At 70.9% G+C, this 19,473-nt stretch carries 15 protein-coding genes and 2 pseudogenes; 8 read left to right on the forward strand and 9 right to left on the reverse strand.

From position 1 onward, the window contains the following. Positions 1–10: 10 nt before the first annotated feature. Positions 11–823: a bifunctional DNA-formamidopyrimidine glycosylase/DNA-(apurinic or apyrimidinic site) lyase gene (mutM, locus tag QE438_RS16780; RefSeq protein ID WP_130523885.1), complete on the reverse strand. Its 813-nt coding sequence runs from the start codon at positions 821–823 to the stop codon at positions 11–13. A gap of 71 nt (positions 824–894) precedes the next feature. Beyond that, on the reverse strand, positions 895–1,716 hold the full coding sequence (locus tag QE438_RS16785; protein WP_306994000.1) for an ATP-binding cassette domain-containing protein: 822 nt from the start codon (positions 1,714–1,716) through the stop codon (positions 895–897). Between the two features lie 132 nt (positions 1,717–1,848). Between QE438_RS16785 and QE438_RS16790 the strand changes: the two genes are divergently transcribed. From QE438_RS16790 to QE438_RS16810, 5 genes and pseudogenes are all read left to right on the forward strand, one after another. Beyond that, positions 1,849–3,051, forward strand: a complete 1,203-nt coding sequence (locus QE438_RS16790) for a fatty acid desaturase (RefSeq protein ID WP_306993999.1) — start codon at positions 1,849–1,851, stop codon at positions 3,049–3,051. A 161-nt stretch (positions 3,052–3,212) separates the two neighbouring features. Next, on the forward strand, positions 3,213–3,551 hold the full coding sequence (locus QE438_RS16795; RefSeq protein ID WP_306996231.1) for a hypothetical protein: 339 nt from the start codon (positions 3,213–3,215) through the stop codon (positions 3,549–3,551). 176 nt (positions 3,552–3,727) lie between these two features. Continuing rightward, positions 3,728–4,586: pseudogene (locus QE438_RS16800) on the forward strand (EamA family transporter). 228 nt (positions 4,587–4,814) lie between these two features. After that, positions 4,815–5,723: a glyoxalase gene (locus tag QE438_RS16805; protein WP_306993994.1), complete on the forward strand. Its 909-nt coding sequence runs from the start codon at positions 4,815–4,817 to the stop codon at positions 5,721–5,723. 180 nt (positions 5,724–5,903) lie between these two features. Further along, positions 5,904–6,293, forward strand: a complete 390-nt coding sequence (locus QE438_RS16810) for a MerC domain-containing protein (protein WP_306993991.1) — start codon at positions 5,904–5,906, stop codon at positions 6,291–6,293. Positions 6,294–6,333: 40 nt separating this feature from the next. Here QE438_RS16810 and QE438_RS16815 read toward each other — a convergent pair whose 3' ends face one another. From QE438_RS16815 to zwf, 4 genes and pseudogenes are all read right to left on the reverse strand, one after another. After that, positions 6,334–8,043 carry an ExeM/NucH family extracellular endonuclease gene (locus QE438_RS16815; protein WP_306993989.1) on the reverse strand — a complete coding sequence of 570 codons (1,710 nt, stop codon included), beginning with the start codon at positions 8,041–8,043 and terminating at the stop codon, positions 6,334–6,336. 93 nt (positions 8,044–8,136) lie between these two features. Beyond that, positions 8,137–8,655 carry a c-type cytochrome gene (locus tag QE438_RS16820; RefSeq protein ID WP_130514913.1) on the reverse strand — a complete coding sequence of 173 codons (519 nt, stop codon included), beginning with the start codon at positions 8,653–8,655 and terminating at the stop codon, positions 8,137–8,139. Positions 8,656–8,883: 228 nt separating this feature from the next. After that, positions 8,884–9,597 carry a 6-phosphogluconolactonase gene (gene pgl / locus QE438_RS16825; RefSeq protein ID WP_131658693.1) on the reverse strand — a complete coding sequence of 238 codons (714 nt, stop codon included), beginning with the start codon at positions 9,595–9,597 and terminating at the stop codon, positions 8,884–8,886. Continuing rightward, positions 9,594–11,079, reverse strand: a pseudogene (gene zwf / locus QE438_RS16830) (glucose-6-phosphate dehydrogenase). Before zwf ends, pgl begins: the two are co-directional and overlap by 4 nt. Positions 11,080–11,218: 139 nt before the next feature. On the opposite strand from zwf, the gene QE438_RS16835 reads away from it, so the two are divergent. Next, entirely contained in the window at positions 11,219–11,968 is a 750-nt protein-coding gene (locus tag QE438_RS16835) for a GntR family transcriptional regulator (protein ID WP_130514919.1), read from the forward strand. Between the two features lie 9 nt (positions 11,969–11,977). Here QE438_RS16835 and QE438_RS16840 read toward each other — a convergent pair whose 3' ends face one another. Then, positions 11,978–12,241 carry a hypothetical protein gene (locus tag QE438_RS16840; protein ID WP_130514921.1) on the reverse strand — a complete coding sequence of 88 codons (264 nt, stop codon included), beginning with the start codon at positions 12,239–12,241 and terminating at the stop codon, positions 11,978–11,980. Positions 12,242–12,698: 457 nt separating this feature from the next. Here QE438_RS16840 and QE438_RS16845 point away from each other — a divergent pair, with 457 nt between their 5' ends. Then, positions 12,699–13,841, forward strand: coding sequence for a DUF3182 family protein (locus QE438_RS16845; RefSeq protein ID WP_306993984.1), 1,143 nt, complete (start codon positions 12,699–12,701; stop codon positions 13,839–13,841). Further along, positions 13,825–14,667, forward strand: coding sequence for an alpha/beta fold hydrolase (locus QE438_RS16850; RefSeq protein WP_307184067.1), 843 nt, complete (start codon positions 13,825–13,827; stop codon positions 14,665–14,667). The genes QE438_RS16845 and QE438_RS16850 overlap by 17 nt, the downstream gene beginning before the upstream one ends. Before the next feature lie 63 nt (positions 14,668–14,730). Here QE438_RS16850 and QE438_RS16855 read toward each other — a convergent pair whose 3' ends face one another. After that, positions 14,731–15,096 carry a hypothetical protein gene (locus QE438_RS16855; RefSeq protein ID WP_306993982.1) on the reverse strand — a complete coding sequence of 122 codons (366 nt, stop codon included), beginning with the start codon at positions 15,094–15,096 and terminating at the stop codon, positions 14,731–14,733. 103 nt (positions 15,097–15,199) lie between these two features. After that, entirely contained in the window at positions 15,200–18,589 is a 3,390-nt protein-coding gene (locus tag QE438_RS16860) for a GH92 family glycosyl hydrolase (RefSeq protein WP_306993980.1), read from the reverse strand. Positions 18,590–19,473: the final 884 nt, after the last annotated feature.

The raw sequence follows: 19,473 nt of genomic DNA on the forward strand, positions 1-19,473 counted from the left end.
TACTTTTCCGCTACCGCTGGCAGCGCGGACACCACACCGTGGTGCGCTGGCCGATCTGTTCGACCTTCAGCGCGGTGCCGCAGCGCTTGCAGGGCTGGCCCTGGCGCCCGTAGACCCACAGCTCCTGCTCGAAGTAGCCCGGCGCGCCGTCGGGGCTGATGAAGTCGCGCAGCGTGGTGCCGCCGCGGGTGATGGCATAGGCCAGGATGGCCTTGATCGCCGCGGCCAGGGCCTCGTAGCGCTCGCGCGAGACCTTGCCGGCCGCGCGCAGGGGGTGGACGCCGGCGCTGAACAGGCTCTCGGCCGCGTAGATGTTGCCCACCCCGACCACGATGCGCTGGTCCATCAGGAAGGTCTTCACCGAGGCGCTGCGGCCGCGGCTGCGCGCGAACAGGTAGGCGCCGTCGAAGTCCTCCGACAGCGGCTCGGGCCCCAGACCCTGCAGCAGCGGATGCACGCTGCCCGGCTCCTGCCACAGCAGGCTGCCGAAGCGGCGCGGGTCGTTGAAGCGCAGCACCCGGCCCCCGTCCAGGGCCAGGTCGACATGGTCGTGCGCCTTCACCGGCGTGGCCGCCGGCAGCACGCGCAGGCTGCCGCTCATGCCTAAGTGCAGCAGCGCGCTGCCGGCCTGGGTGTCCAGCAGCAGGTACTTGGCGCGGCGGCGCACCGCGTCGATGCGCGCGCCCGGCAGGTGGGCGCGGACCTGTGGCGGGATCGGCCAGCGCAGGTCGTCGCGCCGCTGCAGCACCGCGCGCACCACCGCGCCCTCCAGGTGCGGGGCCAGGCCGCGGCGCGTGGTTTCGACTTCGGGCAGTTCGGGCATGGCGGGGCGCGCGAGGGGCGGGGCGGACTAGGCAAGATGGGTCTGCAACCCGCCCGCGGCAAGCCTGCCGCTCAGCCGGCGATGGCCCGGTACACGGCGCCGTCGCGCTGCACGCGTACCGGCGCGCCGTAGGCCTGCGACAGCCGCTCCGCGGTCAGCACCTCGGCGCGCGGGCCGTCGGCCAGGATCCGGCCTTCGCGCATCAGCACCACGCGGTCGATCTCCGGCACGATCTCCTCCAGGTGGTGGGTCACCAGCACCAGGGTCACGCCCTGCCGGGCCAGCTCGCCCATCAGCGCGCAGAACTGCTGCTGGGCCACCACGTCCAGGCCGGCGGTGGGCTCATCCAGCAGCAGCGCCTGCGGCCGATGGACCAGCGCCCGGGCGATCAGCACCCGGCGCATCTGGCCGGTGGACAGCTCGGCCACCGGCCGGCCGGACAGCGCCTGGGCGCCGACCCGCTCCAGCGCCTCGGCCGCCCGGGCGCGCATCTGCGCGGTGACCTCCTGGTCGATCGGCAGCACGAAGCTGGAGAAGAACCCGGTCACCACCGCATCGTCCACGCCCAGCTGCGGCATCTCCTGCAGCAGCGCGGTGGCATCGGAAGTGACCACGCCCAGGCGCGTGCGCAGCTGGGCCACGTTCCAGCGGCTCTGGCCGAACACGCGTACCGGCGCCTCGCCCTCGCGCGCCAGCGGATACAGCTCGCGGTTGATCAGCTTGATGAAGGTCGACTTGCCGCAGCCGTTGGGGCCCAGCAGCGCGACGTGCTGGCCGAGCTGGATGCGCAGGTCCAACGCCTCCAGCACGGGCGTGCCGCCGCGCACCACGGTGGCGCGGTCCAGTTCGATCAAGGGCTCGGACAAGGGCGTTGAATCTGACGATGCTGACATAAGGCGGGCGCTGCGCCGGCGGGGCTGAACGCCATACGCGGGCGACGGGTGAAGTTTGCGGGGGCAGCCTGCATTATGGACGCCAGCGGTGGGCGTGTTGCCTGCGCTTTGGACTCCCTGGAGGGGGAACCCATGCATCCGTCCCTGATCGACTTCCTGACCGGCGGCCTGACCCAGTTCACCTGGTGGGAGCTGGCCCTGGTGCTGCTGGTGTGCACCCAGCTGACCATCTTCTCGGTCACCCTGTATCTGCACCGCAGCCAGGCCCACCGCGGCGTGGATTTCCACCCCGTGCTGAACCATTTCTTCCGGTTCTGGACCTGGCTCACCACCTCGATGATCACCAAGGAGTGGGTGGCGATCCATCGCAAGCACCACGCCAAGGTCGAGACCGAGGAAGACCCGCACAGCCCGCAGACGCGCGGCATCGGCAAGGTGTTCTGGGAAGGCGTGGAGCTGTACCGCGAGGCGCGCTGGAACCGCGGCGATATCGAGCAGTACGGCCGCGGCGCGCCGGAGGACTGGCTCGAGCGCCACCTCTACACCCCGCGCGCCAACTGGGGCCCGATCGTGCTGGGCGTGGCCAACGTGGTGCTGTTCGGCCTGCCGGGCGTGGCGATGTGGGCGATCCAGATGGCGTGGATCCCGTTCTGGGCCGCCGGCGTGGTCAACGGCCTGGGCCACTGGTGGGGCTATCGCAATTTCGAATCGGCCGACACCTCGACCAACCTGACGCCGTGGGCGTTCTGGATCGGCGGTGAGGAGCTGCACAACAACCATCACGCCTTCCCCAGCTCGGCGCGCTTCGCCATGCGCCGCTTCGAGTTCGACATCGGCTGGGCCGCGATCAAGGGTCTGGAGGCGCTGCGCCTGGCCAAGGTGCTGCGCGTGGCGCCGCGCCTGGACATCCGCCCCAACATCGCCGTGCCCGACGCCGACACGCTCAAGGCGCTGCTCTCGCACCGCTTCCAGGCCATGACCGACTATCAGCGCAACGTGTTCCGCCCGGTGCTGGCCGAGGAGGCCTCCATCGCCGGACAGAAGCTGCGCCAGCTGTTGCCGCGCCGCCTGCGCCGCGGCCTGGTCGACGACGGGCGCTGGCTCAAGCCCGAGGCGCGCGACGCGCTGCAGCACTGGATCGCCCAGCGTCCGCGCATGGCCGCCTTGGTCGAGCACCGCAAGCGCCTGGCCACCCTGCTGGAGGCCCGCTCGCACGACGCGGCCGAACGCCTGCGCCAGCTGCAGGCCTGGTGCAAGGAGGCCGAGGAAAGCGGCATCGCCTCGCTGCAGGCCTATTCGCAGCGGCTGAAGGGTTACGCGCTGGCGCATCACTGATCGGGAGCAGGGACTGGAGGTCAGGGGGCAGGGCGCCGCTTCTGCTCGTCATCCCCGCGAAGGCGGGGATCCAGCGGCTTCCCCGGCCCTGCTACCTCGCCACACGCACGGCGTCCGAATTGCGCCATAGCTGCGACACTGCCGCCATGACCCGACGCCGCATGCCGCCCGCATCCCTGGCCGCCGCGCTGGCGCTGGCCTTCGTCCCCGGCGCGTCCGCGCAGCAGCCCGCCGGCACGTCCGACTACCTGGCGCGCATGGACAGCGACCACGACGGCCGGGTCAGCGTCGAGGAGTACGTGTCCTGGATGACCTACGCCTTCGACGAACGCGACGCCAACCACGACGGCGTGCTCGAAGGCGCCGAGCTGCCCGGCAGCCGCGGCAAGCCGGTCACGCGCGCGGCGCTGGTGCAGCAGCTGCGCGCGCGCTTCGCCCGGCAGGACCGCAATCACGATGGTTTTCTCGACGCGCGGGAGCTGGCTGCGCCGCCGCAGTAGAAACCTGGAAGCGCGCAACGCGCAGCGCATGACGAAGCGCGGGGCGCGTGGAGGTGAGGCGCTGCGCCTTGCGCGGGCTTCCGACCGCTTTCTTTTCGTCGCACACAATCCCGCCGCCCGAGCCAGCGCGCGCTGCGATAATGCGCGGCCCTGAAACGCGCGCACGGCGGTGATCGATGTGGTGGCTTGCCCTGGCGGTGCTGTGCAGCGTGGCGGTGTCGGTCCTGTTCCGCCTGGCGCCGCGCTGGCGGCTGGATGTGCCGCAGGCGGTGACCTGGAACTACCTGGCCGGCGTGCTGCTGGCGCTGGGCCTGCTGCACCCGCCGCTGCAGGCGCTGGCCGGCGAACACGCGCCATGGCGCTGGTGGCTGCCGCTGGGCCTGCTGCTGCCCGGGCTGTTCCTGGTGCTGGCCGCCTCGGTGCGCCGGGCCGGCGTGGTGCGCACCGACATCGCCCAGCGCCTGTCGCTGCTGCTGTCGCTGATCGCCGCCTTCACCCTGTTCGGCCAGCGTGCGGGCACGGCGCAGCTGCTCGGCCTGGCGCTGGGGCTGGTGGCCATTCCCTGCCTGCTGGCGCGCCCGCGCGGGCGGGCCGACGCCGCAGTCCACCGAGTGGCGCCTGCCGCTGGTGGTGCTGGTGGGCTGGGCGACCACCGATGTGCTGTTCAAGCGCATCGCCGCCGATGGCGCGCCGCTGTCGGTCTCGCTGCTGGCGACCTTCGCCGTGGCCTTCGTGCCGATGCTGGGCTGGCAGCTGTGGCGGCATGCGCGTGGCGTGCGGCTGCAGTGGCGCAGCTTCGTCGGCGGGCTGGCGCTGGGCGCGCTCAACTTCGCCAATATCGGCTTCTACCTGGCCGCGCACCGCGCGCTGCCGCAGGCGCCGGCCACGGTGTTCGCGGCGATGAACATCGGCGTGGTGCTGCTCGGCACGGCGGTGGGCGTGGGCGTGTTCGGTGAACGCCTGGGCCGGCGGAACCTGCTCGCCATCCCGCTGGCGCTGGCCTCCATCGTGCTGATCAGTCGCGGCATGGGTTGATCGTCGCGGCGCTGGCGGCGCCTCTTCGACGATCGCCCTCCCCCGAAAGAGGGAAGAGCCACCACACCGATCGTGGGTAGACGCCCCCGCGGCAACGTTCGAGGATGCGTGACGCAGCGTCACCGTCCAGCTTTGGCATCGGTTGACGATTGCGTCCGTTCCGCACGGCGTTGAGTCCACTTCGCGTCGCGACTGGTGCGCCGATGTTTCTCTCGCTGGAGCACGCCCATGAAGCCTCGCCTACCGTTGCTGGCCATCGCTCTAATCGCCCTGGCCACGTCGTGGGCGCTGCCAGCGCGGGCCGGCAAGCCTGCGGCCGACGCCTCCTATGCCGTTGGCCCGCAGTACGACTCCACCCACGTCTATGTGCAGGCGGAGGACTTCGATCGCTTCGTGCGCAGCTTCGTGGCGACCTTCAGCGGGACGGTCGGCAAGCAGGCCGTCGTCCAGGTCACGCCGACGCCGAGCCAGACGCTCTCGCAGCTGGTGCGCTCGCCCGTCGGCACGCTCTCGGTGTTCGGCTTCAAGACGCCGATCCCTTATCCCTTCGGCGTCGAACGCACCGGCTACCTGGTCACCGACATCGACGCGGCCACCGCCGCCGCCGTCTCGCTGGGCGCAACGCGCCTGGTGGAGACCTTCCCCGATCCGATCGGGCGCGACGTGGTGCTGCAATGGGCCGGTGGGGTCAACATGCAGTTCTACTGGCACACCGCGCCGCCGTCGTATGCCGCGCTGACCAGCGTGCCGGAGAACCGCATCTACCTCACCGCCGATGCGGCCGATGCGTTCATCAGGCAATGGCTTGCGTTCTCGCACGGGCGGGTCGTGTCGGATGAGGCCGCGGCCAGCGGGACGGAGATCGGCCGTCCCGACGCCACCGTGCGCCGCGTGCTGCTGCAGTCCGGCTACGGCAAGGTGCTGCTGCTGGTCTCCGATGGCCATCTGCCGTGGCCCTATGGCCGGGAGCTGACCGGCTACGAGGTGCAGGATCTGGCCGCCACCCTGGGCCGTGCCCGCGATGCCGGCGCCGAGTTGCTGGTGGGCCCATACGCGGTTGGCGGCCGGCGCGCGGCGATGCTGCGTTTCCCCGGAGGCTATATCGCGGAAGTCCACCAGCCCGGCGCCACGCCCTGACGACCAGCGCGTCGCGGCGGGGTGGATCGGCTAAGGCAGTTGGCGACCGCTCGGGGACGGCCGAGTCCGGGGACTGGCCTATGACATCGCCGGCCTTGGTCCCGGTCGCCCGCCGCCCGTGTTGACATCGGGGCTTGACACCTCCTGTATTGTTACTAAGTAACAAATGGAGAAGTCGCCATGAAACTGTCCTCAACCCAGGCGGCCGATGCCTCGGCCATCGGCCTGTCGATGCTGTGCCTGGCCCACTGCCTGCTGCTGCCCGTGCTGGCGGCGCTGCTGCCGGTGTTCGGCGCCTGGGCGCACGCCGAATGGGTCCACATCGTGTTCGTCGCCATCGCTGCGCCGCTGGCCGGTTTCGCGCTGTGGCGCGCGCACCGGGCCCGGCCGCTGCCCTGGCCACTGGTCACGCTGGCCGCGCTGGGCCTGATCGGGCTGCTCGCCGGCGCGGTCGGCTGGCCCTCGCACGAGGTCGAGACGCCCGTGACCGTGGCCGGCAGCCTGCTGCTGGCCAGCGCCCATGTCTGGAACTGGCGCCGCCGCCCGCACGCGCCGCCGTGCGAGGCCTGACACTGAGCCTGCGCGGCCCCGTCGGCCGCGCGCTCCTCCGCTAGAGATCGAACCCCAGCAGCATCGGGTCATGGTCCGAGCTGCGCCACGGGCCCGGCGTGGCGTCGCGCGCGTCGCCGCGCGGCTCGGGCTCGTCGGCGTTGACGTGCCATTCGGCCGCGCCGCGCAGCAGCGGCGCCAGCGCCGGCGAGAGCAGGGCGTGGTCCAGCCGCCCGCGCTGGCCGTCGTAGACATAGCTGTAAGGCGACGTCACGTGGGCCGCGGCGAAGGCGTCGGCCCAGCCGGCCTGGCGCAGCGTGCGCAGCGGCTGTTCCTGCGCATAGGCGTTGAGATCGCCCACGATCAACGCGCGGGTCGCGCCCGTGCCGGTGGGGTCCGACTTGAGCCAGGCGTCCACGCGCCTGGCCGACTCGGTGCGCGTCGCATTCCAGCAGCCGGCGCCGTCGTGCGCATCGGCGTCGGCGCCGCTGGCCTCATTGCAGCCCTTGGACTTGAAGTGGTTGGCCGCGACCACGAACAGCGCGCCGTCGCCGCGGCGGAAGGCCTGCGCCAGCGGCACGCGGCTGTGCTCGACGAACGGGCCGCCTTCCAGGGTGACCGGCTTGCCCACCGGCGTGACCCGCGAGGCGCGATAGATCAGCCCGACCCGGATCGGGTTGTCGCCCGGGCCGCTGCCGGCATCGATGTAGCGCCAGTCGCCGCCGCCGGCGTTGAGCGCCTCGACGAACTGCGCCAGCGAGGACTGCGGCCCGTAGCCGTCGTTCTCCAGTTCCATCAGCGCGGCGATGTCGGCGCGCAGCGGCGTCAGCGTCGCCACCAGCCTGGCGACCTGGGCGCGGTACTCGGCCTCGGTCTTGGCGCCGCGCTTGGTCGGGAAGCCGCCGCCCGCGCCGTCGCCGTTGAACAGGTTCTCCAGGTTGAACACCGCGATCCTCACACTGCCCGGCACGTCCGGCGCCGCCGGGCGCGCGGCCGCCTGCACCTGCAGCGGCGTCAGCGCCTGCAGGCGCCAGGCGCCGTGGCGGAAGTCGACCACCCCGCTTGCGCCGGTCGCGGTCGAGCCGCTGCGCACCGCGCCACCGGGCAGGTAGGGCAGGGCCGCCGGATCGCGGGCATCGCTGCCATCGTCCAGCAGCAGCCGGCGATGCGCGTTGTCCGCCGCGAGCGCGGCATAGCCGGGCGTGCCCGGCACCTCACGTTCGGACGGCGTCCACAGCGGCCCGCCGAAGCTGGCGATGGTCTGGCCGAAGCGGGTGTCGGTGCCGTTCAAGGTCAGCGGCGCGTCGATGCGCACCCGCATGCCTTCCAGCGCGGCCCAGTCGGCGGGCGGGGCGGTCAGCACAACGGGCGCGGGCGTGGCGATCGCCGCGCCGAGGGCCTTGGCGTCGGCGAGCTGCAGCGTGGTCAGGGTGTGCGGGCCATCGCCGGTCTCGGCCACGGTGCCGGTGAGCTGCCAGCGCTGACCGGTGTGGATGTCCGGCAGCGTCGCGCCCGTGCCAGCCACGACCCACAGCGCATCGGAGGTCGACGCATCGCCGTCGCCGGCGTCCTGCACGAAGAAGCCCTGCAGCCCTGCACGCAGGTCCGCGGTCACCGTGCCGGTGACCGTCACGGTCTGGCCCACCAGCGCACTGCGCGCCTGGCTGCCCTGGACCTGACCGATCGGCAGCGGCGTGTCTTTCGCGTAGGCCGGCAAGGTGCAGCACAGCGCCAAGGCGGAAGACAGCAGCAGCGGACGGATCGAAGGCATGCGGGATTTCCGTAAGACGCGAGCGAGGACGGTGGTAAACGCAAAAACGCCGCCCGAAGGCGGCGTTCTCGGCCAGGCATTGTGCCTGCGCGCTTACTTCGATTGTTCGAGCATCCAGTCCACGGTGGCGTGGATCTGGGCCTCGCTCAGGCCCGGGTTGCCGCCCTTGGGCGGCATCACCCCGCCGTCCGGGCCGGTGAAGCCCTCGATGGCGTGCTTGTAGAGCGTCTCCTTGCCCTTGGCCAGGCGCGCGCCGAAGCCGGCGGCGTTGAGCATCGGCGCATTGCCGATGCCGGCGGTATGGCAGGCGGTGCACAGCTGGTCGAAGATGGTCTTGCCGTCCAGCGTGCCGCCGTAGGCGCCCTGCGCGGCGGCGGCGGCTTCGGCGGCCGCCTTGGCCGCGGCCTGGGCCGCCGCACCGGTGGCGCCGGCATAGACCGCGCCGACCGGCGCGATGCGCGCCTGGGTCTGCTTGGCCGCCACCGGCGAGACTTCGGCCGGAATGACCTTGGACAGGAAGAACGCGCCGACGATCAGGCCGACGGTGACCACCGCCAGGATGCCGATCACCATCGAAAAGCGCTTGAGGAACTCCAGGTCGTGATTGCGCACAGTCCACCTTTGGCAGCGCCGTTGCCGGCGTGGCTGAAAACACTCGTCGGTTGTTGCGAATGTTCCGGACGTGGGGGTGACCGGGATGCCGCACCGGCGAGCCGGGCGGCGGGGGGATTATAAGCAGGCCCGTCGGGTGGGAGCGAGGAGTGCGTTGCAAGGCGAGGATCGAGCAAAGTCCGATCCCGCTTTCGCTCGCGCCTCACTCCTCTCCACTCACTCCTGGCTTCACGGGCACCAGTAGGTCTGTACCGGCGTGCTGGCGGCACGCAGCATCACCGCGATCGGCGGCGGGTTCTGCGCGGCCAGGGCCTCCTGCAGCGTGCGCGCCTTCTGCTCGCCCTCGATGTGCAGGTACAGGTGCCGGGCGGCGGCCAGGACCGGCAGGGTCAGGGTGATGCGCGCCTCGCCGGCGGCGGTGGCGTGCATGGGCAGCACGCGCGCGGTGCCGGCCGGGTCCAGCGCCTGGGCCAGGTAGTCGCCGCCGGGGAAGAACGAGGCGGTATGTCCATCGGTGCCCATGCCCAGTACAGCCACGTCCAGCGGCAGGGTCTGGGCCAGTTCGGCCTCCAGCTCGGGCAGGGCGGCCTCGGGGCCGTCGTCGTAGCTGCGGTACAGCGGCACGAAGCGCGCCACCGCCGCCGCGCCGTACATCAGGTGCTGGCGCACCAGCGCGGCGTTGGAACGGGCGTTGGACTCGTCCACCCAGCGCTCGTCGACCAGGGTGATGGTGACCTGCTTCCACGGCAGCGGCTGCTCGGCCAGCGCCTGGAAGAAGCGCACCGGCGTGGTGCCGCCGGACAGGGCCACGGTGGCCCGGCCGCGCTCGGCCAGGGCCGCGCGCAGGTCGTCGGCCACCTGTGCGGCCAACGCCTGCGCCAGCGCATCGTGGTCGGGCCAGGCGTGGACCTGGGTCAGGGTCTCATCGATCTGCAGGCTCACGTGCCGGCGTCCTCATGCCAGGTGCGGCCGTCGCGCTCGATCAGCGCCACGGCGGCGTTGGGGCCCCACGAGCCGGCGGTGTAGGACTTCGGCGCCTCGGGCAGCTGTTCCCAGGCGTCCAGGATCGGGTCGATCCAGGCCCAGGCCGCCTCGACCTCGTCGCGACGCATGAACAGTGACTGGTTGCCGCGCACCACGTCCATCAGCAGGCGCTCGTAGGCCTCCGGCTGATGCACGCCGAAGGCCTCGGCAAAGCTCATGTCCAGCGGCACGTACTTCATGCGCAGCCCGCCCGGGCCCGGGTCCTTGATCATCAGCCACAGCTTGACGCCCTCGTCCGGCTGCAGGCGCAGCACCAGCCGGTTGGGCTGGGCCGGGCCGACGCTGGCGTCGAAGATCGAGTGCGGCACCGGGCGGAAGGCCACCACGATCTCCGACACGCGCTCGGGCAGGCGCTTGCCGGTGCGCAGGTAGAACGGCACCCCGGCCCAGCGCCAGTTGGACACCTCGGCCTTGATCGCCACGAAGGTCTCGGTGCGCGAGTCGTTGCGGCCCAGCTCGTCCAGGTAGCCCGGCACGGCCGCACCGCCCGAGGCGCCGGCGCGGTACTGGCCGCGCACGGTGACGTGGCTGACCTCGGCGGCGGTGATCGGCTTGAGCGAGCGCAGCACCTTGAGCTTCTCATCGCGCAGCGCATTGGCCTGCAGCGTGGCCGGCGGCTCCATGGCCACCATGCACAGCAGCTGCAGCAGATGGTTCTGGACCATGTCGCGCAGCGCGCCGGAGGTGTCGTAGTAGCCGGCGCGCTTCTCAAGGCCGACGGTCTCGGCCACGGTGATCTGCACGTGGTCGATGCGGTTGGCGTTCCACAGCGGCTCGAACAGGATATTGGCGAAGCGCAGCGCCAGCAGGTTCTGCACCGTCTCCTTGCCCAGGTAATGGTCGATGCGGAAGATCTGGTGCTCGGAGAACACCGCGCCGACCGCGTCGTTGATCGCCGCGGCGCTGGCCGAATCCTTGCCGATCGGCTTCTCCAGCACCCACGCGCGCATTGCCGTCGTTGAGGCCGGCATCGCGCAGGCGCGTGCACAGGTCCACGAACAGGCTCGGGCTGGTGGACAGGTAGAACACGCGGATGCGCTCGGCCCCGGTCTGCTTGAGCAGCTCGGCGAACTCGTCCCAGCCCTCGTCCTTGGTCGCATCCAGCGGGCGGTAGTCCAGCAGCTGCAGGAAGGCCGGGATGCGCGCGCGCAGCAGCGGGTCGTCGCTGGCGACCTTCTCCAGCGCCTCGCCCACGCGGGTGCGGTAGTCGGCGCCGGTCTGCGGATCGCGCGCCACGCCGATGATGCGGCTGTCCTGCGGGATCTGGCCGTCGGCATAGCGGCGCAGCAGGCCGGGCAGCAGCTTGCGCAGGGCCAGGTCACCGGTGCCGCCGAAGATCACCAGGTCGAAGCTGTCCACGGGTACGGTCTTGGCGCTCACGGTGAAGCCTTGTCAGGATGCGGGGAGATCGGCACAGACGATACCACCGCCCTACCACGCGCGGCCCAGCCCTGCATATGAACGGGCCCGTGAGGGCCGCGTGATTGCACTCTTGGTATCCCATTGGTATTTTCGCGGCATGCTGTCCGCCATCGCCACCGAATACGCCCGCCTGCAGCAGGCCGAGACCAGCCGCACCCTGGCCTATCTGCGCCTGCGCCGCGCCCTGCAGCACCTGATCGACACCGGCGTGCTCGGCCCGGGCCACGGCCTGCCCAGCGAGCGCGACCTGGCCACTGGTCTGCAGCTCTCGCGCGTGACGGTGCGCAAGGCGCTGTCCGGGCTGATCGACCAGGGCCTGCTGAGCCAGCGCCAGGGCGCGGGCACCTTCGTGTCCGAGCGGATCGTGCGCAGCTTCTCGCGCCTGACCAGCTTCACCGACGACCTGCGCGAGCGCGGGCTGGACCCGCAGGTGACCTTCCTCGAGCGCGGCATCGGCGGGGTCACCCCGGAGGAAGCGATGGCGCTGAACCTCTCGCCCGGCAGCGGCGTGGTGCGCCTGTACCGCCTGCGCCACGTCGATGGCGCGCCGATCGCGGCCGAACGCACCCTGGTGCCGCACAGCCTGCTGCCCGACCCCGAGCGCATCGGTGCCTCGCTCTACGAGGCGCTGGACGCCTACGGCCATCGCCCGCGGCGCGCGCTGCAGCGCCTGCGCGCGGTGGCGCTGGAGCGCGAGGCCGCCACCCTGCTGCAGCTGGAGCCCGGCGCACCCGGCCTGCTGGTCGAGCGCCGCGCCTTCCTCGCCGACGGGCGCGTGGTCGAGTTCACCCGCTCGTTCTATCGCGGCGACGCCTACGACTTCGTGGCCGAACTGCAGAGCGACTGAGCGGCGCGTTCAGCCCTGCGTGCCCGCACCGACCGGCAGCGGGCTGCGCTGGCCGGTGGACAGCAGCCGCTGCGCGTCCACGCCGACCGCATCGAAGATCGCATCGATCCGCTCGATCGCATAGCGCGCCTGGGCTGCATCGTCCACGTGCGCAAGGATCGCCGAGGCCTCGGCCGCGCAGGCGTCGAAGAAGGCCTGGTCCAGGGGCGGCGCGCCGTCGGCCACCTTGTCGTGCAGGGCATGCAGTTGCTGGTCGAGTTGGTCCTGGCGCATCTGGGGCCTCCGGTGCGGGTGCGGCTTGAGCGGACACAGTGCCGCCTTTCGCGCGGTCGTGCGCACCCGGCGAGGCGTTTCTGGAACCCGTCTCACGTCGCGTCGCCGTTTGCCGCCACGTCCAGGTCGCGATGGTCATCAGCCCCGTCGCGATTGTCATATCGGCGCCCACGCGGCTTCGCACAGGATTTACGTGCCGCGGTAATACTCGGCGCCAGGGGATCGCGCATCCGCGCAGGCAACGGCAGACCAGGCAGATCGTCCTCGCGTTACCGCACGGGTTCGTCGTCCAGTTCGCGCACCACCCACGGCTACACGCAGCATCCCATCGGGCCCTTGGCGGCCACCACCTGCAACACGCAGTCCCGCGCTTCACCGCCTGCGCCGCAGGCGCCTTCGCACCGGGCCGCTTCGTGTGGCCTGGTGCCTTCGTTTCTCCCACCCCCGAGGGAAGACCATGGTCGCCATCATCGAATCCCGTCCCCCGCAGGCCAACGCGATCACGCTGCCGCGTCCGTACGCGCCGGCGGTCACGCCGCTGTTCACCGATCCGCGCCGCGCCGCGCATGAACGCGCCAGCGTGGACTGCATGGGCCGCCGCCTGGCGCGGCTGCTCGGGCGCGAGTTCCGCGCCCAGGCGCTGCCCGGCCTGCCCGGCTACTTCATCCCGATGGAAACGCTGACCCGCGAGGAAGCGGCGATGCGCGGCATCGGCTGCGCCGCGCATCTGTTCGGCGGCGTGGTGCCGCAGGCCTTCGTGGCCAGCAAGCTGATCACCCATGGCCTGATCGAAGGCGGCACGCGCGCGCCGGAGGGCTGGGCGCATGCGCTCGGCCAGGCGCTGGGCGAGGCCGTGCTGCCGGGCTACTCGGTGTTCACCGACGCCGACCTGCGCAGCGCCGTCGCCCGCCTGCTGGAACAGGGCCGCGTGCGCTGCAAGCTCGCCTACGCGCGTGGCGGCAACGGCCAGCGCGTGGTCGATTCGCTGGGCGCGCTGGAGGCCTGGCGCGCCACGCTGGACGCCGATGAGATCGAAGCCGGCGTGGTGGTCGAGCTGAATCTCGAAGAGGCCGTCACCTTCAGTGTCGGCTGCGTGGAGGTGGGCGGCCAGTCCATCGCCTACTTCGGCACCCAGCACACGGTGCGCACGCCGCGCGGCGATGAGGTCTACGGCGGCTCGCGGCTGCGCGTGGCCCGCGGCGGCCTGGACCAGCTGCAGCACGTGCCGCTGCCGGCGCAGGCGCACGAGGCGATCGCCAAGGTGCAGCACTACGAGGCGCAGATCAGCGCGGCCTATCCGGGCTTCTACGCCTCGCGTCGCAACTACGACCTGGTGCATGGGTGCGATGCGCAGGGCCACGCGCGCTGCGGCGTGCTCGAGCAGTCCTGGCGCTTCGGCGGGGCCAGCCCGGCCGAGATCCTCGCCCTGGAAGCGCTGGCCGCGCAGCCGCAGGTCGCCTGGCTCGATGCGCTCACCCACGAGAGCTGGAGCGATGAGCCGGTGCCCGACGATGCGGTGGTGTACTTCGACGGGCAGGTGGGTTCACTCGGGAGACTGCTGAAATACGCTAGGGTCGCAGTCGATGGATGTCACCCTTGAACACATCGCGTTCGAAGTAGAAGACGCCGCGCTGTCCGGCACGCTGCTGGCGCCGGCGCGCGCGTTGCCCGGTGTGCTGTTCGTCCACGGCTGGGGCGGCAGCCAGGACCACGATCTGGCCCGCGCGCGCGAGGCCGCCGGCCTGGGCGTGGTCTGCCTGACCTTCGACCTGCGCGGCCACGAAGGCGATGCGCAGATGCTGGAGCGGGTCACGCGCCAGCAGAACCTGGACGACCTGCTGGCCGCCTACGACTGGTTTGTGCAGCAGCCCAATGTCGATGGCAACGCGATCACCGTGGTGGGCATCAGCTATGGCGCCTACCTGGCCGCGATCCTGTCCTCGCTGCGGCCGGTGCGCTGGCTCGCCCTGCGCACCCCGGCGCTGTACAAGGACGAGGGCTGGGAACTGCCCAAGCGCCAGCTGCACCAGGATCCGGACCTGATCCCGTTCCGTCATCGCCAGGTGGCCTGGAAGGACAACCGCGCGCTGCGCGCCTGCGCCGAGTTCCGCGGCGATGCGCTGATCGTGGAGGCCGAGCTGGACCAGATCATCCCGCACCAGGTGATCGAGAACTACATGGCCGCCTTCACCCGCGCCCGCTCGCGCACCTCGCGGGTGATCGCCGGCGCCGACCATGCCTTCTCCGAAAAGCCGGCCCAGCGCACCTACACCACGGTGCTGGTGAAGTGGCTGACCGAGATGGTGGTCGGCGCCCGCGAACAGGCCGCCCGCGAGAAGATCGACGAGCGCAAGCGGGTGCGGGATGGGAAGGCCCCGTCCTCCTCGACGCACGCGGTGGCCAAGGCCAACGCTTCGACTAAGTAGGGCGCGGATGCTCTACGCGCCGGGGCTTGCGGTGCGGATTGTTAGACGCGCGCGGCGCCTGGATCAGCATGCAGGCACCAGGTAGCGACGCAGCAGCGTCATCGCCTCCTCCAACGCCTGCGCCTGCGCATCCTGGCCCAGCTGCCGATAGGTGGCCGCGGCGTCGCGCCGGACGTGGATCTCATCTTCGATCAGACGGCGCAGCGCAGCGTCGTCCAGCGACCGGCGTGGAACTTCCACCGACGGGTCGCCGAAGGCATGGACCACGTAGGTCGCGTGGCGATCGCCCACCGCCACCGCCTGGGCATTATCGATCGCGGCGATCAGCTGACGCAGGACCGCGACCTCGGCGGCCTTGCGGCTCCGCATCGCCACGGTCAGGTCGGCCTTGAGGCGCGCCACGAAGCGCTGGGCAGCATCGGCGGTCATCGCCGCATGATGGCCGCCCGGCGGAAGCGCACGCAACCGTGGCGCGCGCGCTCGATGCAGAACTCCCGCGCCTCGGTGTCCCGTTGCGTGCGCCTGACTCGCGCTACTTCAACGACACCGGCACATGCGGGGCCAGCAGCTGGATCTCGGCCAGCTCGGTGCGCCCCGGCGCCTCCAGACGCAGACGGTACGCGTCGAAATTGCCCGGCTTGGCGATGCGGAAGGGCCGGGTCTGCAGCGTCCACGGGAAGGCCTCGTCGCTGCGCGTGTCGATCGCCTGCCAGTTGCCGTTGCCGCGCCGCGCTTCCAGCGTCCACTTGGCGTGCTCGATGGCGCGACCGCCGCTGGTGAGCGTGTAGAAGCTCGGCTGCGCGGGCTGGGTCAACGCGATGTCGATCTGCGCCTGCGCGCCGGGCAGCGCCATCACCGTGCTGCCATCGTCGTCGACCAGGGCCGGTGCGTCCTTGCCCGCCACGGTCACGTGCGCGTCGCGGCCGATCACGTCGGCCAGCGTGGTCGGCGCCTGGCCAGCCGGTGTCAGCGAGGGCGGTGCATCCTGCGGCGCGCTGCCCCACTTGGACGGCGTCGGCCCCATCACGAAGTCCAGCGTCGCGCCCTGCGCCAGCAGCGCGTGCGGGATCCAGGTCCGGGTCCACGGCTTGCCGTTGACCTTGAGCGACTGCACGTAGACGTTCTCGGGTGAGTTGTTCGCCGCGCGCACGATCAGCTCCCGCCCGCCCGGCAGCGCCAGCGTGGACTGCTTGAACAGCGGCGAGCCGATCACATAGTCCGGCGAGCCCATGCGCAGCGGATACAGACCCATCGAGGCCAGCACGTACCACGCCGACATCTCGCCGTTGTCCTCATCGCCCGGATAGCCCTGGCCGATCTCGCTGCCCAGGTACAGCCGCGACAGCACCTCGCGGGTGAGCGCCTGCGTCTTCCACGGCTGGCCGGCGTAGAGGTACATCCAGGCGATGTGGTGCGCGGTCTGGTTGCTGTGCGCATACATGCCCATGCGCACATCGCGCGCTTCGGTCATCTCGTGGATCACGCCGCGGTAGGAGCCGCTGAACTTCGGGTCGGCCGTTTCCGGCGTGGCGAAATACTGATCGAGCTTGCGCGCCAGCGCGTCTCTTCCGCCGTACAGCGCGGCCAGGCCGTTGCCGTCGTGCGCGGCGGTGAAGGCGAAGGTCCAGCCGGAGGACTCGGTGTAGTCGTTGCCCCACACGCGCGGATCGTAGTCCTTCGCGTCCACGCGCCAGCTGCCGTCGGGCTTGCGGCCCTGGAAGAAGCCCACGCCGCGATCGAACAGGTTGGCGTACTCGGCCGCGCGATAGCGGAAGTACTCGGCCTCCTCGTCGTAGCGCTGCTTGTCCTTGGCCGAAGCCGCGGTCCTGGACAGGCCCTGGGCCATGGTGGCGATGCCGAAGTCGTTGAGCGTGCCTTCCAGCGTCCAGGACATGCCCTCGTGCGTCTCGGTGTCGGCGTAGCCGCGGAACAGCGAGTGCGCCATGCCCTTGCGGCCGACATGCCGGTCCGGCGAGACCACCGTGGCGTTCTTCAGCGCCGCCTCGTAGGCCAGCCTGGCGTCGAAGCCCGCGATGCCCTTGGCGTACGCATCGGCGAAGGCCACGTCCGAGCTGGTGCCCACCATCAGGTCGGCATAGCCCGGCGAGGACCAGCGCGCCACCCAGCCGCCGGCGCGGTACTGCTCCAGGAAGCCGTCGATCAGCGCGCCGGCATGCGGCGCATCCAGCAGGCCATAGGCCGGCCAGGCCGTGCGGAAGGTGTCCCACAGCCCGTTGTTGACGTAGACCTTGCCGTCGCGGATCGGCGCGAAGCTACGCACCGCGCTGCCCTCGGTGGCCTTGTCCGACCAGCTGTTCTGGCTGGCGTAGCGCCACTGCGGCTGCGCCTGGCTGCCGACGTTCTCGAAGGCGGAGTTGGGATACAGGTGCAGGCGATACAGGTTGGAATACAGCGTGGTGCGCTGATCCTCGCTGGCTCCGTCCACCTGCAGCTTGCCCAGCAGCGCGTCCCACTGCTGCTGCGCGCGCGCGGCCACGCTGGCCACGGTGTCGTCCTCGCGCACTTCCAGCGCCAGGTTGTGCCGGGCCTGGTCGAGCGAGATCAGCGAGGTGGCGATGCGCATGCTCACCTTGCGCGTGCCCTTGGCGAACTTGATGTAGCCGGTGGGCCGGCCGGTCTCGATGCGGCCACTGCGCTGCCAAGGCGCATCGAAACTCGCATACACGAACATGCGCGTGGCGCCGGTGGACAGGCCGCTGCGCACATCGGTATAGCCCGACAGGGTCTGCGTCTTGGCGTCCAGCGTCAGCCCGGCGCGCGCATCGACGTTGTCGAACAGCAGGTTGGCATCGCTGCCTTCGGGAAAGTCGAACTCGAACACCGCCGCATGATCGGTCGGCGCCAGCGCGGCGACGATGCCGTTGTCGAAGCGCACCTGATACTGCTGCGGGCGCGCCAGCTCATTGTCGTGCGAGAAGGCCAGCGCCCGCTTGGCGCGGTCGGCCTCCGGCACGCCGCGCTCCAGCGACGGCATGACCTGGAAGGTCTGGCGATCGCCCATCCACGGGCTGGGTTCGTGGCTCAGCGCCAGCGCCTGCAGGCGCGGCCGGTTGGCGGCGTCGTTCTTCTCGTTCCAGTGGTAGAGCCAGGACAGCGAGCCGGCATCGGTCACCGGCGTCCAGAAATTGAAGCCATGCGGCACCGCGGTGGCGGGGAAGTTGTTGCCGCGCGAGAAGGTGCTGTTGGCCTGCGTGCCGCGTGTGGTCAGCACCCAGTCGGTGGGCGCGCTGCGCTTGGGTTGCGCCACCTCGCCCAGCGCGACATCGTCGATCCAGCCGCGCGCGGTCTTGCCGGCGCCGGGCTGCAGCTCCAGCTCGATCGCCACCACGCGCTTGCCGCGCAGCGCCGGCACATCGCCCAGCCGCACCGCCTTGCGCGCCCACTGCTGCGGATACAGCGACTTCGACTCGCCCTGCGCCTTGGCCCCCAGCGCGAAGCCATGCTGATCGCGCGCCGGCGTGGCGGACACGCGCGTGCCATCGTCCAGCACCGCATCCAGCGAGACATAGGTGGAGGCCACCGTGTCGCCGTCGACGATTTCCGGCAGCACCAGCCACGACAGCGTGGTGTCCGCCCCGATGACCGTATCGACCTTGAACAGGGCCGTGCGCCCGCCGCTGCCGCTATAGCCCAGCGCCCTGACACCGCTGTAACCCGCATTGGCCTTGGCCGTGTACGGCGCCTGCGGCCCGCTGCCGATCCGCAGCTGCGTGCCGCCGCCCGCCGTCGCGACCGGAGCCGGCTGGCCCTCCTCGAACGACGTGGAGAACCCCGCCTGCGCCGACGCGCCGACCGGAAGCCACAGCGCCGCCGCGACGGCCAGCGTCAGCAGACCCTGGCATCTGGCGTAAGCAGGCGCACGACGAAGCGCGGACGAGGAAGGCGAGGCAGATGGGTGCATGTCAATTTAGATCGATTGAAATCGACCCGATCCTGCGTCAAACGCGGCCCACCTGCAATCCGCACTGCAGCGAAACCCCGCCTTGCCCCTCCCTTGCGCCGCAGGCGAAGGGGGAGCTCGAAATCGCGGCTAGCGATTGAGGGGGAGGGGGGCTCTTGCCGTTGCCGTTGCTCCTGCTTTGCGTGGACAGCGCCCGAGCGCATCAACAACAGCAACAGCAAGAGCACCCCCTCCCAACCTCCCCCTTGCGCTACGCGCAAAGGGGAGGGGCACTTCGGCGGCATCAGAGCGAACTGGATCAGCGCCGGCTTCCGCCCCCTCCCTTTCGCCGCAGGCGAAGGGGAGGGCTGGGGAGGGGTTGCTTTTGCTGTTGCTGTTGCTCCTGCTCTTCGTCGATAGCGGCCGAGCGCAACAACAGCAACAGCAACAGCGACCCCCTCCCAACCTCCCCCTTGCGCTACGCGCAAAGGGGAGGGGCCCTTCGGTGGCATCAGAGCGAACTGGACCAACCCCGGCTTCCGCCCCCTCCCTTTCGCCGCAGGCGAAGGGGAGCTCGAAATCGCGGCTAGCGATTGAAGGGGAGGGGGCGCTTTTGCTGTTGACGTTGCTCCGGCTTTGCGTCGACAAGGCCCGAGCGCAAAAACAACAGCAAGAGCGACCCCCTCCCAACCTCCCCCTTGCGCTACGCGCAAAGGGGAGGGGCCCTTCGGTGGCATCAACGCGAGTTGGATCAGCGCCGGCTTCCGCCCCCTCCCTTTCGCCGCAGGCGAAGGGGAGGGTTGGGGAGGGGTCGCTGTTGCTGTTGCTCCTGCTTTGCGTCGACAGCGCCCGAGCGCAACAACAGCAGCAACAGCAACAGCACCCCCTCCCAGCCTCCCCCTTGC

It is taken from the genome of Pseudoxanthomonas sp. SORGH_AS_0997 (assembly GCF_031453535.1).
In the GTDB taxonomy this organism is placed as follows: domain Bacteria; phylum Pseudomonadota; class Gammaproteobacteria; order Xanthomonadales; family Xanthomonadaceae; genus Pseudoxanthomonas_A; species Pseudoxanthomonas_A winnipegensis.